15 protein-coding genes and 1 tRNA gene are annotated in these 14,549 nt (G+C 71.2%); 6 read left to right on the top strand and 10 right to left on the bottom strand.

Annotated features, from left to right (window positions below; genetic code table 11):
• Nucleotides 1-64: 64 nt before the first annotated feature.
• Nucleotides 65-736 carry an NAD(P)-dependent oxidoreductase gene (locus AC1DUQ_RS05410; protein WP_477061543.1) on the bottom strand — a complete coding sequence of 224 codons (672 nt, stop codon included), beginning with the start codon at nt 734-736 and terminating at the stop codon, nt 65-67.
• Between the two features lie 113 nt (nt 737-849).
• Between AC1DUQ_RS05410 and AC1DUQ_RS05405 the strand changes: the two genes are divergently transcribed.
• Both AC1DUQ_RS05405 and AC1DUQ_RS05400 read left to right on the top strand, forming a co-directional pair.
• A complete protein-coding gene (locus AC1DUQ_RS05405) occupies nt 850-1,821 on the top strand; it encodes an AraC family transcriptional regulator (RefSeq protein ID WP_477061542.1) in 972 nt (323 codons plus the stop codon).
• A 247-nt stretch (nt 1,822-2,068) separates the two neighbouring features.
• A complete protein-coding gene (locus tag AC1DUQ_RS05400; protein WP_477061541.1) occupies nt 2,069-3,613 on the top strand; it encodes a methyl-accepting chemotaxis protein in 1,545 nt (514 codons plus the stop codon).
• 54 nt (nt 3,614-3,667) lie between these two features.
• Here the strand turns inward: AC1DUQ_RS05400 and AC1DUQ_RS05395 are convergent, their stop codons facing one another.
• Complete coding sequence (locus AC1DUQ_RS05395) at nt 3,668-3,868, bottom strand: hypothetical protein (RefSeq protein ID WP_477073485.1); 201 nt, start codon at nt 3,866-3,868, stop codon at nt 3,668-3,670.
• Between AC1DUQ_RS05395 and AC1DUQ_RS05390 the strand changes: the two genes are divergently transcribed.
• Nucleotides 3,771-4,103: a four-helix bundle copper-binding protein gene (locus AC1DUQ_RS05390; protein ID WP_477073484.1), complete on the top strand. Its 333-nt coding sequence runs from the start codon at nt 3,771-3,773 to the stop codon at nt 4,101-4,103. The genes AC1DUQ_RS05395 and AC1DUQ_RS05390 overlap by 98 nt on opposite strands.
• Here the strand turns inward: AC1DUQ_RS05390 and AC1DUQ_RS05385 are convergent.
• Complete coding sequence (locus AC1DUQ_RS05385; RefSeq protein WP_477061539.1) at nt 4,096-4,350, bottom strand: nuclease; 255 nt, start codon at nt 4,348-4,350, stop codon at nt 4,096-4,098. The genes AC1DUQ_RS05390 and AC1DUQ_RS05385 overlap by 8 nt on opposite strands.
• 369 nt (nt 4,351-4,719) lie before the next feature.
• Between AC1DUQ_RS05385 and AC1DUQ_RS05380 the strand changes: the two genes are divergently transcribed.
• Complete coding sequence (locus AC1DUQ_RS05380) at nt 4,720-5,307, top strand: mycothiol transferase (protein WP_477061538.1); 588 nt, start codon at nt 4,720-4,722, stop codon at nt 5,305-5,307.
• Here the strand turns inward: AC1DUQ_RS05380 and AC1DUQ_RS05375 are convergent.
• The 3 genes from AC1DUQ_RS05375 to AC1DUQ_RS05365 form a co-directional block, all read right to left on the bottom strand.
• Entirely contained in the window at nt 5,294-6,262 is a 969-nt protein-coding gene (locus AC1DUQ_RS05375; RefSeq protein WP_477061537.1) for a helix-turn-helix transcriptional regulator, read from the bottom strand. The genes AC1DUQ_RS05380 and AC1DUQ_RS05375 overlap by 14 nt on opposite strands.
• A 41-nt stretch (nt 6,263-6,303) precedes the next feature.
• Nucleotides 6,304-7,065, bottom strand: a complete 762-nt coding sequence (locus AC1DUQ_RS05370; protein ID WP_477061536.1) for a hypothetical protein — start codon at nt 7,063-7,065, stop codon at nt 6,304-6,306.
• Nucleotides 7,066-7,251: 186 nt separating this feature from the next.
• On the bottom strand, nt 7,252-8,484 hold the full coding sequence (locus AC1DUQ_RS05365; RefSeq protein WP_477061535.1) for a hypothetical protein: 1,233 nt from the start codon (nt 8,482-8,484) through the stop codon (nt 7,252-7,254).
• A gap of 217 nt (nt 8,485-8,701) precedes the next feature.
• Between AC1DUQ_RS05365 and ligD the strand changes: the two genes are divergently transcribed.
• Nucleotides 8,702-9,664, top strand: coding sequence for a non-homologous end-joining DNA ligase (gene ligD / locus AC1DUQ_RS05360; protein ID WP_477061534.1), 963 nt, complete (start codon nt 8,702-8,704; stop codon nt 9,662-9,664).
• Between the two features lie 276 nt (nt 9,665-9,940).
• Here the strand turns inward: ligD and AC1DUQ_RS05355 are convergent, their stop codons facing one another.
• The 3 genes from AC1DUQ_RS05355 to AC1DUQ_RS05345 form a co-directional block, all read right to left on the bottom strand.
• Complete coding sequence (locus tag AC1DUQ_RS05355) at nt 9,941-10,588, bottom strand: response regulator transcription factor (RefSeq protein WP_477061533.1); 648 nt, start codon at nt 10,586-10,588, stop codon at nt 9,941-9,943.
• Complete coding sequence (locus tag AC1DUQ_RS05350; RefSeq protein WP_477061532.1) at nt 10,585-11,727, bottom strand: sensor histidine kinase; 1,143 nt, start codon at nt 11,725-11,727, stop codon at nt 10,585-10,587. The genes AC1DUQ_RS05355 and AC1DUQ_RS05350 overlap by 4 nt, the downstream gene beginning before the upstream one ends.
• Before the next feature lie 275 nt (nt 11,728-12,002).
• The gene (locus tag AC1DUQ_RS05345) at nt 12,003-14,198 is read right to left on the bottom strand and encodes an MMPL family transporter (RefSeq protein ID WP_477073483.1); all 2,196 of its coding nucleotides are present in this window, start codon (nt 14,196-14,198) and stop codon (nt 12,003-12,005) included.
• 77 nt (nt 14,199-14,275) lie between these two features.
• Between AC1DUQ_RS05345 and AC1DUQ_RS05340 the strand changes: the two genes are divergently transcribed.
• Nucleotides 14,276-14,398, top strand: a complete 123-nt coding sequence (locus AC1DUQ_RS05340; RefSeq protein ID WP_477061530.1) for a hypothetical protein — start codon at nt 14,276-14,278, stop codon at nt 14,396-14,398.
• Nucleotides 14,399-14,459: 61 nt separating this feature from the next.
• On the opposite strand, the gene AC1DUQ_RS05335 is transcribed toward AC1DUQ_RS05340, so the two are convergent.
• Nucleotides 14,460-14,533, bottom strand: a tRNA-Met gene (locus AC1DUQ_RS05335).
• Nucleotides 14,534-14,549 lie beyond the last annotated feature (16 nt).

Below are 14,549 nucleotides of genomic sequence, written 5' to 3'. Positions count from 1 at the left end.
GTCCTGGTCCGCCACGGCGCCGCGCAGGAGCGCGTCGACCTGCGTGCCGGGCAGGTGTGGTCGTTCACGCGTTGACGGCGTCCGGCACGCGTGCGCCGGCTGATACGGCGACCGTCTGACGCACCAGGCTCGCGTCGTCGACGGCCTCCGCGAGGACCCACCCGACCTGCGCACGCGAGACCCGCGTCACCTCGATCTCCCCGCCGGTCGAGGTCACGGGCGGACCGGCCCACGGCTCGTCGGTGAGGGTGACGGGCTGGACCTCCACCCAGTCGAGTCCGCTCGCGCGCAGCTCAGTGCCCTGGCGCTCGGTGTCCGCGATCTGCGGGCGCAGCAACAGCGCGAAGATCACGCGGTTGACCAGCGGGAGGCCGGCGCTCGAGGGCCCGGTGCCGTAGGACGTCTGCACCACCACGCGACGCACCCCGTGGCGGCGCATCGCGTCCAGCACGGTCCGCGTGCCCCGCGACCGGATGTCGAGCGGAGTGCCCGACGGACCGCGCAGGCGGACCCGGGCCGCGCTCTCGCTGATGCCGAGCGTGACGACCACGGCGTCCTGCCCCTGGACCAGCCGGTCCACGAGCGCGGCGTCGGTGGCGTCTCCGTCGATCCCCCGGACCCCGGGCAGCGACGACGCGTGGCGCGACAGCGCGGTGACGTCGTGCCCGCGTGCGACCAGCTCGGTGACTGCGGCGCGGCCGGAGCCGCCCGTCGCCCCGACGACGAGAACCTTCATGATCTGTCTCCTTCGGTGTGGTGGGGATTCCGTGCTTCCACCCCACCAGCCCTCCGCTGGACGGTCTATGATGAGCCGTCGCCATTTCATCGCAGATCATCCAGGGAGGGATCATGTCGCAGCTCGTCGTCGATCTGCCCTGGACCCCCGTCGACCCCGTGGGCGAGGCCCTGCGCCACCTGCGCGTCACGGGCGTCTTCTACAGCAAGACCGAGGCGGACGGCCCCTGGGCGGTCGACATGCCCGCGTTCGGCGACTGCGTGAGCTTCCACGTGGTGACGGTCGGCGAGGCGTGGGTCGAGGTCGAGGGTGCGCCGCCCGTACGGCTGGTCCCGGGCGACCTCGCGCTCGTTCCCCACGGACGCGGCCACCTGCTGCGCAGCGCGCCGGGGGTACCGTCGCTGGGCCGGGTCGACGAGCTGCCGCAGGAGTTCCTCAGCCCGAACTACTCCGTCCTGCGCCACCGGGGCTCCGGACCCCGGGTAGAGCTGATCTGCGGAGTGCTCTCGGTCGACGGGGCATCCTCCAGGCTCCTGCTGGACCTGCTGCCCTCGGTCGTGCACGTCGACGGTCGGCAGGGCGGGGCGTGGATGGCGGCCACGCTCGCCCTCACCACCGACGAGCTGACCCACGCCCGGCCGGGCGGCGAGGCCGTCACCACCCGCCTGGCCGACATCCTCGTGATCCAGTCGATCCGCGCCTGGCTGGACGCGCAGCAGGTCACCACCGGCTGGCTCGGTGCCCTGCGCGATCCGCAGCTCGGCACAGCGATCGCCGCCGTGCACCGCGCGCCTGGCCGGCCGTGGACCGTCGCGACGATGGCCCACGAGGCCGCGATGTCCCGGTCCGCGTTCTCCGCGCGCTTCACGGAGGTCGTCGGAGAGCCCGCGATGCAGTACGTCACCCGGGTGCGCATGCACGTCGCCGCCGACCGGCTCGGCTACGGCCGCGCCACGGTGCGCGAGGTGGCCTCCGAGCTCGGGTACGACTCGGAGGCATCGTTCAGCCGCGCGTACAAGCGCGAGGTCGGCGTCTCTCCCGGCCGCACGCGGAGGTCGCCGAGCCTGCCCGCACCTCCCGGCTGAGTCTCGCCGCTCCGCCGGAACCGTCGCGCGAGCGGCCGTCGAACCGGGGCGTCACATCTCCCGCCATCCGACCTCTCAACCACAGGTGTCGGGTGCCGATGAGGCGGGCAGATGACCCCATGCTCGCGCGGCGGGTGGGACTCATACCGTGGCGAGCCCTGCGCCAGTCGGGAATCAGCCGCAGACCAGAAAGCCGTCCCACGTGAGCTCCAGCCTCGGCCGGAAGAGCGCTGCGGCGCTAGGTGCGTTGACGATCGTCCTGGCGGGGGTGGACGGGTTCGTGCTGCAGCAGGCGACGAGCTCCGCCGCCACCGTGACCGACTTCCGCGCGGACACCAGTGCGATGCAGACCGCCGTGTCCCACATGCGCAGCGACTTCTTCGCCTACGACGGCGCCAACAACATGTACGTGCTGGTCGCGGCCACGGGCGGCGACCAGGGCTCTGAGCTGTGGAGCACGACGTACGACCAGGCGGTGGACTGGTCCACTGCGCTCGAGGCCGAGCTCGACACAGCGGACGCGCTGGCGGCAGGGACCGACCTCGCCCCGGTGTTCGCCGAGCTGCGCGCCTCGATCGACGGCTACGACGCCTTCTTCGCCGAGGGTCACGACCAGGTGGTGACAGGCGACTTCACGGCGGCGGCCGCCTCGGTGACGACCCGCAACGTCGAGGTCAGCGACGCCATCGGTGCCGACCTCGACGCGGTCCAGGCCGAGGTGGACGCGACGACGAGCGTGCAGCTCGCCGCGGTGCAGTCCCATCAGAAGACCCTGCAGCTCGTCGCCGGGTCGGTGCTGGCGGTGACGATGCTCCTGCTGGGAGCCCTCTGGGTGATGTTCTCTCGCGGCGTGCTCGCGCCGATCGGGCGGCTGCGCAGCCAGATCGAGGAGGTCGACGGCGATCTGACCGCGCGCGTCAGGATCGAGCACGACGACGAGATCGGTGCCCTCGCGACCGCGTTCAACGCCTTCATGGACGACTTGCACGGTGTCGTGCGCCGCGTCGCCGCGAGCGCGGACGAGCTCGGTGTCGTCTCGACCGAGCTGACCGGCGCCAACGCGCGGATCGAGCGGAACGCCCTGAGCTCCTCGAGCCAGGCGGAGGTGGTCGCGGCGGCGGCGGAGGAGGTCTCCCGCGAGGTGCAGTCCGTGTCCACCGGCGCCGAGCAGATGGGCTCGTCCATCCGGGAGATCGCCCACAGCACGGGCGAGGCCTCCCGGGTCACCCTGCATGCCGTCGAGGTCACCGAGGCCACGACCCTCCTGGTCGCGCGCCTCGGGGCCTCGAGCCTCGAGGTCGGCGAGGTGGTCAAGGTCATCACGTCCGTCGCCGAGCAGACCAACCTGCTCGCCCTCAACGCCACCATCGAGGCGGCTCGCGCAGGCGACGCGGGCAAGGGGTTCGCCGTCGTCGCGAACGAGGTCAAGGAGCTCGCGCGCAAGACCGCGCAGGCCACCGGGGACATCACCGCACGCATCGAGGCCATCCAGGCCGACACCGCGGGTGCCGTCGCGGGGATCGGCGAGATCGGTGACGTCGTGCGCCGGATCAACGACTACCAGACCACCGTCGCCAGTGCGATCGAGGAGCAGACCTCCGTGACGCAGGAGATGAGCCGTTCGGTGACCGAGGTGGCGGCCGGCTCGAGCGAGATCGCCTCCACCATCGTCGACGTCGCGGCCGCTGCGACCCAGACCTCGATCGCGGTCGTCGAGAGCGAGGCCGCCGGCGCGGACCTGGCGCGGGTGAGCGGAGAGCTGCGCGGCCTCGTCGGGCAGTTCCGGATCTGAGGTTCCGCCGCAGACCATGGCGGGGCAGCCGGTGCTCGGCGTAGCGTCGTCCGATCAGCGATCACGCGACGACGAGGGCGGAACGACGATGAGCATGATGGCGGACATGATGAAGTCCATGCCGATGCCGGCGACGACGGGCATGGACATGTCGATGATGCAGGGCTGCATCGAGGCGTGCTCCGCGGCCTCCATGGCGGCGACGATGTGCGCGGACGCCGACGGCGCCGAGAACATGGGGCGATGTGCGTCCATGTGCATGAACACCGCGGACGTCGCCACGACGATGATGCGGATGATGATGCGCCCGAACGGCTACGACATGGGCGTGATGCGGTCGATGATGACGGCCTGCATGACCATGGGCGAGGCCTGCGCGGCCGAGTGCATGATGCACGCCGAGATGTCGGAGCACTGCCGGATCTGCGCGTCCGCCTGCACGGCGATGGTCGAGGCGTGCCGCTCGGCGATGGCCTCGATGCCTAGCTGACCACGGGACGCGCGGAGTACCACGCGCCCCCGAGGGCGACGACCTCCGCGACCAGGTGCACCGCGACGGGCTCCCCGATCGCGGGCGTCGCGCTGGTCGTCAGCTCGGCCACGCGGCCGTCCAGCAGGGCGACCGTGAGGGCGCCGGGCGCCTGGTGGGAGACGAGTCCGTCCTGCCACGCGCTGGGCGAGGCGACGGCGACGGCCTCCTGGATCGGCAGGAGGTCGATACGGGTACGGTTCGGCACGGTCTGCTCCATCGATGGTCTCGCGATGTGTCTGGATGGTCCGGACCGACGCCGCAGGGTTCACCGCGGGGAGGTCGATCACGGGCTGTGCCGCTGAGCGGCACGGGGGTCCCGCGGCGAGCTCCTCAGAGCTGCGGGGACCGGGACGACTGGGTCGTCAGTGACACATTCGACAGAGACACCGGCGCATCGACGGCACGGCGACGGACCCCGCGTGGAGCGGGGTCACGAGCACGGGCCGGGCGACGGGCATGCGACGAGTGTGAGACGGCGTCCACATGCTGTCAAGGCGTCTCACCTGTCGGACGCGTTCTGTCTCGCCGCTCATCCGGACGCAGAACGTCCGGAACCGGTCGTACGGTCGGGCGCATGACGACGACGATCCCCTGGGAACCGCCCCTCGCCGGCACCGAGCTCGACCACCTCGTCGGGGCCCTCGACAGGCTGCGCACGACGTTCCGCTGGAAGGCTGACGGGCTCGACCGCGCGGGCCTCGCCCAGCACGTGGGCGCCTCCGCCCTCACTCTCGGCGGGCTGCTCAAGCACCTCGCCGCGGTGGAGGACACCACGTTCAGCTGGAAGCTCGCGGGTCAGCACCCCGGTCCGATGTGGGACCCCGCGAGCTGGAGCGAGAACGACACCGAGATCCTCTCGGCCGTGCACGACACCCCCGAACAGCTCTATGCGGCCTGGGACGACGCCGTCGCCCGGTCGCGAGCCCGGCTCGACGGTGCTCTCGCCGAGGGCGGGCTGGACCAGGACGTGAACGACGGCGACGACCGCGGGAACCATGCCAGCCTGCGCCGCCTGCTCTTCGACCTGATCGAGGAGTACGGCCGGCACACCGGGCACGCCGACCTGCTGCGCGAGGTGGTCGACGGGCGCGTCGGCGAGGACCCCCCGAACGACTGGCGCCCGGTCTCCGGCTCGGCGCTCACGTGGATCAGACGGGGCTGACCTCGTCCGCGGCCGCGAGCATGCGCCGGCCCAGCGCGCCGACGCAGGCCCGCAGCTCCGGTCCACCCACCACCCGGAAGCCGACCGGGACGACGGCGAGCCGCTCCGCGTACCAGGGCGGGTTGCTCGTCGACCCCACCAGCCTCGACGTCGACCCGTCCACCGCCTCGACCCTGCCCAGGTCGCGCGGGAGCCACTGCTGCGCGCGGTGCGCGGGTGCCTGCAGGAGCACGTCGACGTCGAACTCCCACCCGACGGCCAGGTGCGCCTCGAGCTCGGCCACCGGGTCGAGGTCCTCGGGCGGCGTGAACGTCTCGTCGAGCAGCTCGACGCCCTCGACCCGGTCCACCCGGTACGCACGGCGGGCGTCCGACGACAGCGAGTGGCACAGCAGGTACCAGCGGCCGTGCCGCACGACCACCGCCCACGGGTCCACCACCGTCTGCCACGCGTTGCCGCCCTCCGAGCGGTAGGCCACCCGGACGCGCCGGTGCGCGGAGCAGGCCTGCACCAGGGCCGTCGCCGTCGTCGGGTCCGGCCGGGCGGCCCCGCGGTCGGGCGCGGGCGCGGTGGTCTCCCGGACCGCCTGCACGGGACCGGCCACCGCGGCAGGCAGCGACCGCACGATCTTGCTCAGGGCGGTCCCCACGGGCTGCGCCGGGTCGTCGGCGTCGTGGTGCCCGTCCAGCACCGCCATGACCAGCGCCAACGCCTCGGCCGCCGTGAGCATGAGGGGCGGCGGCCGGAGCCCACGACCGATCCGGTAGCCGCCGTACGGACCGCGCACCGACTCGATCGGGATGTCGGCGTCACGCAACGTGGCGACGTAGCGCCGCGCGGCCCGGTCCGAGACGCCGAGCCTGTCGGCGAGCCGGTCCGCGGTGATGCCGGGGCTGGCCTGGATGAGCTCGAGCGCCAGCAGCGCCCGGGCCGTGGGGTTCGCGTCGCCGACCATGCCGACCTCCGGTTCCGGACACAAGCCGTCCGGAACCGACCCTAGGCCGCGACCAGCGCCTCCGACGGCTGCTCCGCCGCGTGGCGCCAGAGCGCGACCGCGACCCAGACCAGCCACACGAACAGCAGCAGCCCGTAGATCGCATAGGCCCAGCCGAGCAGCGGTCGGAGCACCTCGGCGACGATCCCGAGCGCGCCGGTCGCCACGCCCAGCCAGGCGACCCCTGCCCCGAACATCCCCCGGAGCATCAGCAGCGAGATCAGCAGGATCCCGAGGGTCTGCAGCACCCCGATGACGGCCGGCACGTCGTTCAGTGCGATCAGCACCTCCGCGCCGGCGACGAACGGAGCCCGCTCGACCGCGGTACTCGCCTCAGCGAACTTGTCGCTGAGCACCACCATGGCCAACGACCCGTCACCCGTGGTCGGCCACGCGAACGACACCGCCCACGACGTCACCGCGATCAGACCGGCGATCGCCGCGAGGCTCCTGCTCTCGACGCGCAGCGCCACGGCCAGCGCCAGCGCCAGGAAGACGACCATCAGGAACAGGCTGGGCACCAACCAGAGCAGCTGCCGGACGATGTACTCGGTCCGGTGCGCGTCGACGAAAGCCAGCACGCTCGCGCCGTCCGACGTCGGGGGCGCGGTCGTCGTGGCGACGACGACCAGGGCGACGGCGTAGCAGGCGACCGCCAGTCCCGCGCAGAGTGCCCCGGCGCGGTAGAGCGGGCCCCACGTGTCGGCAGCCCGCTCCGCCCGGACCGGGGCTCCCGCGACGATCTCGCCCGTGTGCTGAACCATCAGCCACCCTCCCGACTCGCGCCGCCGCGGACCACACGGAACACCGGGTCGTGCTCGACGATCGCGTCGACGTCCTCCAGCGACGGGTCAGGGACGAGGCCCGACCTGGCCGCATCTCCAGGTTCTCGCTCGCGCGGTGACGTCACGTAGGGGCGAAGGTCCCCATGAGGCCAGCGCGCTCAGGTCCTATCGGTTCCAGCGCGCCACGACGGTGCTGGCCGACGAGCCGGCCGCCCCATCGTGCTGGTTCCAGGCGAGGTACCGGCCGCCGCACAGCGCCCCGGAGAACGCGCGGCCGACGTCGATCCTCGCCAGGTCGCCCGACAGCAGGTCGAGCACGTACGTGGGGACAGAGGTGCCGAGGCCCTGCGCGTCGGCCTCGGACCACTGAAGCCGGCCGTCGCACAGCGCGAGGGACGCCTCACGTCCCGACCCGTGCAGGGCGACCGTCCTCGCCGTTCGCGCACGGGTGTCGACGACGTAGAGCGTGCCCCCCGACTGTGCGGGCGTGGTCGCGACGAAGGCCAGGACGTCTCCGTCGGCGACGAGCTGGACGAGCGCGGACCCAGGAGCCCCGGACCGGCGGACGACCACCTGCGGCTGCTCCCCGTCGACCACCCGCTCGACCGACGCCTCGCCGGGCGGCACGGCGGGATCGTGGAACTCCGACCGGACGACGACGACGCCCGCCGACGAGTCGGTGGGCTGGGAGACCCCGGTCGCGACCATGACCAGAGGCCCGCTGCCGTCAGCCGCGCGGGAGAAGACATCCATGTGGCCGGACGCTCCCGCCGCCCAGTAGACGCGCCCGAGCGAGACGGTCGTCCACCCCGCCATGTCGGAACCGCCGTCGCCGACCTCCTCCGCACGCGCGACCAGGGTGGCGCGACCGTCCGCGCCCGCCGCGAAGACCCGCCACCTCGGCGTGCCGACCTGGGTGCTGTCCGTCTCCAGCCACGCCGCGACCCCATCAGCCACCGACGCGCCGAACGCCTGCCGCGGGTGGTCCCCCGCGATCGGCCGTGCCGCCACGAAGGGCGTGAACGCTGCCCCGTCGAGTGAGCCCATGGTGGTGGGCGCGGTCAGCCACGGGCCGTCGTCGAACGAGTCCGCCGGCACCTGAGCTACCACCGCCCGCCCGTCCGCCCTCAGCCGCAGCGGGATCAGGTACCCGTCGTCGACACCGCCGGACGGGACCGTGTAGACGACCTCGTAGTCGGTCCCGGGCACGGCGAGGCGCGCGGCGGCGACGTCGATCGGGTCGCTCGCCACCGGGCTGCCGTCCGCCCACCGCAGGAGCCCGTCCACCGCGACGGGCCCGACCGTCGCGTCGCGCGTCGGCGCGCCCACCGGCGCTGCTGCCGGCTGTGCCGGGCTCGAGCAGCCGGCCAGGGCCACCACGACGACGATCGCGCTCACACCACGCACACCTCCTCGGCGACTGCGCTCGGCGACCACACCGGAAGTGTCCAGCGATTCCGTGCTCGACGAGGCGCGTTCAGGCTCACAGTTCGGTCACGGGCACCCCGTCGTGAGCGACCAGATGGCGCGGACCGCCGACCGCTGAGCACGCCCGTCCGCCTCTGTGGGGTTCCACCCTGCGGCCGCGGACGTACGCAGCGCGCTTGAATGAGGCATGGCCCCGGACAGCTCCCCCGCCGTCGAGCTCGAGGTCGGGTCCCGCACCGTGCGGCTCTCCCACCCCGACCGCGTCTACTTCCCCGCCAACGGGGCGACGAAGCTCGACCTCGCCAACTACTACCTCGCCGTGGGCGACGGCATCGTGCGTGCGCTGTACGAGCGGCCCTGCATGCTGCACCGCTACCCCACGGGTGTGGCCGGGGAGAAGGTGCACCAGAAGCGGTTGCCGCGCGGGGCTCCGCCGTGGATGGAGACGGTGGAGGTCTACTTCCCACGCTACGGCCGCACCGCTGACGAGCTGTGCGTGACCGAGCTGGCCCACGTGATCTGGGCGGTGCAGATGTCGACCGTCGAGTTCCACCCGTGGAACAGCCGCCGGGCCGACACCGAACGCCCCGACGAGTGGCGCATCGACCTGGACCCGATGCCGGACTGCCCCTTCGACCGGGTGCGGCGGGTCGCGCACGTGGCGCACGAGGTCCTGGACGAGCTGGGCGCTGTCGGCTGGCCGAAGACCTCCGGCGGCTCCGGCCTGCACGTCTACGTCCGGATCGCGCCCGAGCACGGGTTCGCGGACGTGCGACGAGCGGCGCTCGCCTTCGCGCGGGAGGTGGAGCGCCGTGCACCCGACGACGTCACGACCGCGTGGTGGCGGCGCGACCGGGACCCGTCGCTCGTGTTCGTCGACTACAACCAGAATGCCCGCGACCACACCATCGCCTCGGCCTACTCGGTCCGCGGTACCCCGGACGCCACCGTGTCGACGCCCCTGCGCTGGGACGAGATCGACGACGTCGATCCCCGCGACTGCACCCTGCGCACGGTCCCCGCGCGCTACGCCGAGCTCGGCGACCTCCACGCCGGCATCGATGACGCGGTCTTCGACCTGGCGCCGCTGCTGCGCTGGGCTGAACGCGACGAGCGCGACGGCGCCCCGGCGCCCCCCGAGAGCGACTGAAGAGGCTCGAGTACGGCCCCGGCATCACGACGCGTCACGAACCTGACGCCGACCGCTCTTCGATCCAGTGCTAGATCCAGTGCTGGTAGGGCGGATCACGTTCTCGACTGCGGGCCGCGTACTCCCGTTGTTCGTCATGCAGGTTGGGCAGTACTGCGTCGTTGTCGGGATCGTCGAGCTGTTCCTCGCCTCACGCGACCGTGCGATCGCTACCTACCGCGGCGGGGTGTGAGACGCCGAGACTCCGCGCCGACCGTCCGTTGGCCGCCGGCGGGGCTACATCAACCCCGACTCGTAGGCGAAGACGACGAGCTGCGCCCGGTCGCGTGCCGCCGTCTTCATCATGGCGCGGTTGACGTGCGTCTTGGCCGTCGCGGGGCTGATGTAGAGCTGTTCCGCGATCTCGGTGTTCGACAGCCCGCGCGCAACCAGGACAGTGATCTCACGCTCGCGGTCCGTCAGGTCGTCGATCCCCGGACGAGGTCTCGAGGGTGGGGCGCTCGCGATCTGCTCGATCACCGCACGGGTCGCTGCGGGCGACAGGAGCTGCTCACCGTCGGCGACCGTGCGGATCGCGGAGAGGAGCGATGCGGGGTCGGTCCCCTTGCCGAGGAAGCCTGAGGCGCCTGCTCGGATCGCCTCCAGGACGAGCTCGTCGGTCTCGAACGTCGTGAGGATCAGCACCTTGACGCCCGCCAGCGCCTCGTCGTTGGTGATGAGACGGGTCGCGGCTATCCCGTCCAGGCCAGGCATGCGGATGTCCATCAGCACGAGGTCGGCGCGTGTCGCCCTGGTGCGGTCGACCGCCTCCCGACCGGTCGATGCCTCGCCGACCACCTCGATGTCGTCGGTCGAGTCGAGCAGCAGCCGGAACGTCGCCCGCAGCAGCTCCTGGTCGTCGGCCAGCAGCACACGAATGGTCACGACGTCGATCCTTCCTCGTCCGCACCGCCGGCGCGGACCGAGTCGTAGGGCAGCGTGGCGTGCACCCGGAACGACGGTCCGGGGATCGCGCCGGTCACCAGCGTGCCGCCCGCAGCCGTGGCACGCTCTCGCATGCCGATCAGCCCGTGACGGGTGCCAGGCGCCGTCGAGTGGCCGTTCGTCGAGGGAAGCGCGTTCGTGATCTCGAGCTCGAGCGACGTCGGCGACCACCGCAGGCTCAGGCGGATCGTCGCGCCGGGTGCGTGCTTGGTCGCATTGGTGAGCGACTCCTGGACGATGCGGTACGCCGCGAGATCGGACATCTCGCTGAGCTCTCGGGAGGCACCGTCCGTGGTGACCTCGACGCTCGTCCCGGCTGAGACGAACGAGCCGACGAGGTCGTCCAGCTGCGCGAGGCCGGGTGCCGGCGCCCGGGACTCGGCTGCCGTGCCGTCGTCACGCCGGAGCAGTCCGATCGTGGCGTGGAGGTCCTCGATGGCACGAGTCGTGTGGTTGGTGATGTCGCGCAGCGCACTCGCAGCCGCGCCCGGGTTCGTCTGCAGAAGGTACTCCGCGACGCCGGCTTGAGCGTTGACCAGCGTGAGGTTGTGCGCCAGAACGTCGTGCAGCTCGCGCGCGATCCGCAGCCGCTCGTCGAGGACGGCACGGTCGGTGAGCTCGGCACGCTCGGCCTGCTGACGGCGCACCCGTTCCCGCCTGGCGGTCACGATCGAACCGATGCCCGTGCCCGTCAGCACCAGGTAGAACATGACGAGGTCGGCGAGCAGGAAGTCCGTAGGACTCGTCAGGAAGCTGACCGCGAACAGGATCGCGCCGGCGGCCGCGCCGGCGATCCACCCGAAGCGCAGGGGCACGCGCGAGGCAAGCGTGTACGCCGCAATCACTGTGGCGATCGGAGCCGGCTGGTAGGCACCCATGCCGATCGACAGCTCAGCGACCGACGTCGGGACCGCGAGGAAGGCGATGATGCACGCGTCTGCGACGACGGTCCCCACCAGCGCGACCAGGGGTCGGTAGGTCCGGATCAGCAGGGGCGCCCAGGCGACGAGCGTGAGGGTCAGCAGGGCGGCGCTCGGCCGCACCGCGTGACCCGTGCGGACCCACGCGGTTGTGAGCATCGTGGCGAGTGCGACGGCGTTCAAGAGCCACCCCGCCGGGGTGGGTCGACCTCCGCGCCCCGCCCTCGCGAGCGCCCTGGCACCCCCGACGAGACCCCTCGAGTCACTTCTCACGTCAGCATCTGCCTCTCACGGTCGACGTCGGTTCAGCATGACCAGTGCGTGCCTCGGACCACGACATAACCGCGGGAGGTCGAGGCGTCCAGTGTGTCGGTAGGCGAAAGCGTGGGAGCCGTCGCCTGTGGCGACAGCTCCCAGACGTCGACCCCGGGGGGTCAGACGCTCGCAGCCTCGAGCTCACGCTCGTTCAGGCCGACGTCGAGTGCGTGTCCCTCGGTGTCGACCCGGGGTAGCACCTTGTCGAGCGACCGGGGAATCCACCATGCCGACTGGCCGAGCAGAGACATCGCGGCCGGCATGAGGATCAGCCGGACGATGAAGGCGTCGGCCAGAACGCCGACGAACAGCCCGAACGCGATCGACGCGGCGATGCTGAATGTCGACGAGGCGAACCCGGCGAACACGACCGCCATGATCGTCGCTGCGGCGACGAGTACCGGGGCTGCACGGGAGAAGCCCTCGACGATGGCGTCCTTCGGCGCCGACCCGCGGTCGTGCATCTCCTTGATCCGGGAGACGAGGAATACCTGGTAGTCCATGGCGAGGCCGAACAGCACCCCGACGAGGAGGATCGGCAGGAGGCTCATCATCGGGTCACCCTGAGGCGCCTGGATCAGGGGGAAGTTCCAGCCCCACTGGAAGACGGCCGTGCTCGCACCGAACGAGGCGAGGAGCGACAGCAGGTAACCCGCGGTGGCGATGACCGGGATGAGGATCGAGCGGAACATCAGGATGAGCAGAGCCATCGAGATCAGGACGATGACGATGACGTACTTGATGAGTGCCGTGTTGAGAGCGGCCGTCTGATCGATGCCGATGGCGGCCTCACCCGTGACCTCGAGAGTGACCCCCGGCCCCATCGAGTCGCCGTTCTCGCGGAGCTCGTGGACGAGGTTCGTCGTGGAGTCGTCGATCGGACCGCCTGTTGGGATCAGCGTGAAGCGGGCGACGTCGCCGCGGTCGTTGAGCTCGGCGGTCGTCACCGAGGCGACCCCGGGAAGTGCGGCGAGCGTGTTCTCGAGCGACTGGGTGCTGCTGGCGACGTTCTCACCGTCGGCCAGGACGATGATCGGGCTCTGGATGCCGCCGAACTCGTCGACGATGAGGTTGTAGGCGGTGCGTTCGGTGGACTCGGGGTCGGCGCCACCAGGGACGTGAAAGGCGGTCTTCATGGACAGGACCGGCAGTGCGGCAACGACGAGCACTGCGATTCCCCCGACCAGAGAGAGGAGGGGTCGCTTGACGACGAAGGCGCCCCATCGACGCAGGAAGGTGCGCTTGCTCGCGCTCTCGTCGGTCCAGAGCCGTCCGTCGGCGAGGTCCTTGCGGTGCTTCTTGGACAACGCCTTCAGACCCATGGTCTTGAGCAGGACGGGGAGCAGCGTCAGCGACAGGAGGACGGCGACGAGGACGGCGAACGCCGCAGCGATGCCCATCTGTGTGATGAACCCGATCTTGGCGACCATGAGTGCCACCAGAGCCACGATCACCGTGGCGCCCGCGAACACGACGGCGGTCCCGGCAGTCCCGGTGGCGCGGGCGATGGCGTCGGTAACCGTCCTTCCGGAGCGGAGCTCCTGCTGGAAGCGGGAGACGATGAAGAGGCCGTAGTCGATGCCGACAGCCAGGCCGAGCATCGACGCCAGGATGATCGTGTTCGCGCCGATCGGGTTGATCGAGCCGTACGCGAACACTCCGAGGATGCCGACCCCGACGCCGAACGCGGCAACCAGGAGGTTGGCGCCGGCAGCGCGCAACGACCCGAAGGTGAGCAGGAGGACGAGGAACGCCGCGAGCACGCCGAGCATCTCGCCGACACCCTGTTCGGGAGCGCCGAGCGGAACGAGATTGCCGCCGAGCTCGACGCCGAGGTCGTCCGGTGCCGACTCCTGGAGAGCGAGCGCTGCGTCGTACGAGGTCTCCTGCGCATCCTCGTCGAGGCCCACGAAGGACAGCGTCGACACTGCGAGGCTCCCGTCAGCCGAGACGTAGGGGGTCTGGGGGTCGAGCGGGTCGCTGATCGACTCGAGACCGGGGAGCGACGCGGCGTCGTTCAACACGGCGTGGATCTGAGCCGCGACGGCGGGGTCGGTGACCGTGCCGGAGTCGGGGTGGAACACGAGCTGCAGGCTCTGCGAACCCTCGGTCGGCGTGCCGCCCGGGAACTCCTGGGACATGCGCTCGAGCGTCTGCGTGGCGCGAGATGAGGGGATGCTGTCCTCGGAGGACTCGCCCATTCCGTTGGCACCGAGGATGCCTGTGAGACCGGCGAAGACAGCGATCCATGCGATCACCACCACCGCTCGGTGACGGGCACTGAAGCGCCCGAGCTGTGCGAGGAACGTTGACATGGATCTCAACTCCCGTGGAAAGGTTCAGGTTGACGTCGTCAATCGTCGCGACGCCGCCCTGCGGGCGAATCGGCCGGATGGCGCGACCCGACTACCGCATCGGCGGTATTTCACGGGTCGCGATCTACAACCTGGCGCGCCCGCGTGTTCGCACCGTGCGATCCCTCACCGGGCTCATCGACGAGGTCGTCGTCGACTGACGACAAGAGAGGCCCTCTCGCTCTGCTGAGCGAAAGGGCCTCTGACCTGCAACTTCGTTTGTAGCGGGGGCAGGATTTGAACCTGCGACCTCTGGGTTATGAGCCCAGCGAGCTACCGAGCTGCTCCACCCCGCGTCGGTGAGTACAACTT

Source organism: Cellulomonas sp. P4_B5_2 (assembly GCF_056402235.1).
The sequence above is the reverse complement of the archived record's forward strand: the minus strand, read 5'-3'. Positions and strand labels throughout refer to the sequence as shown.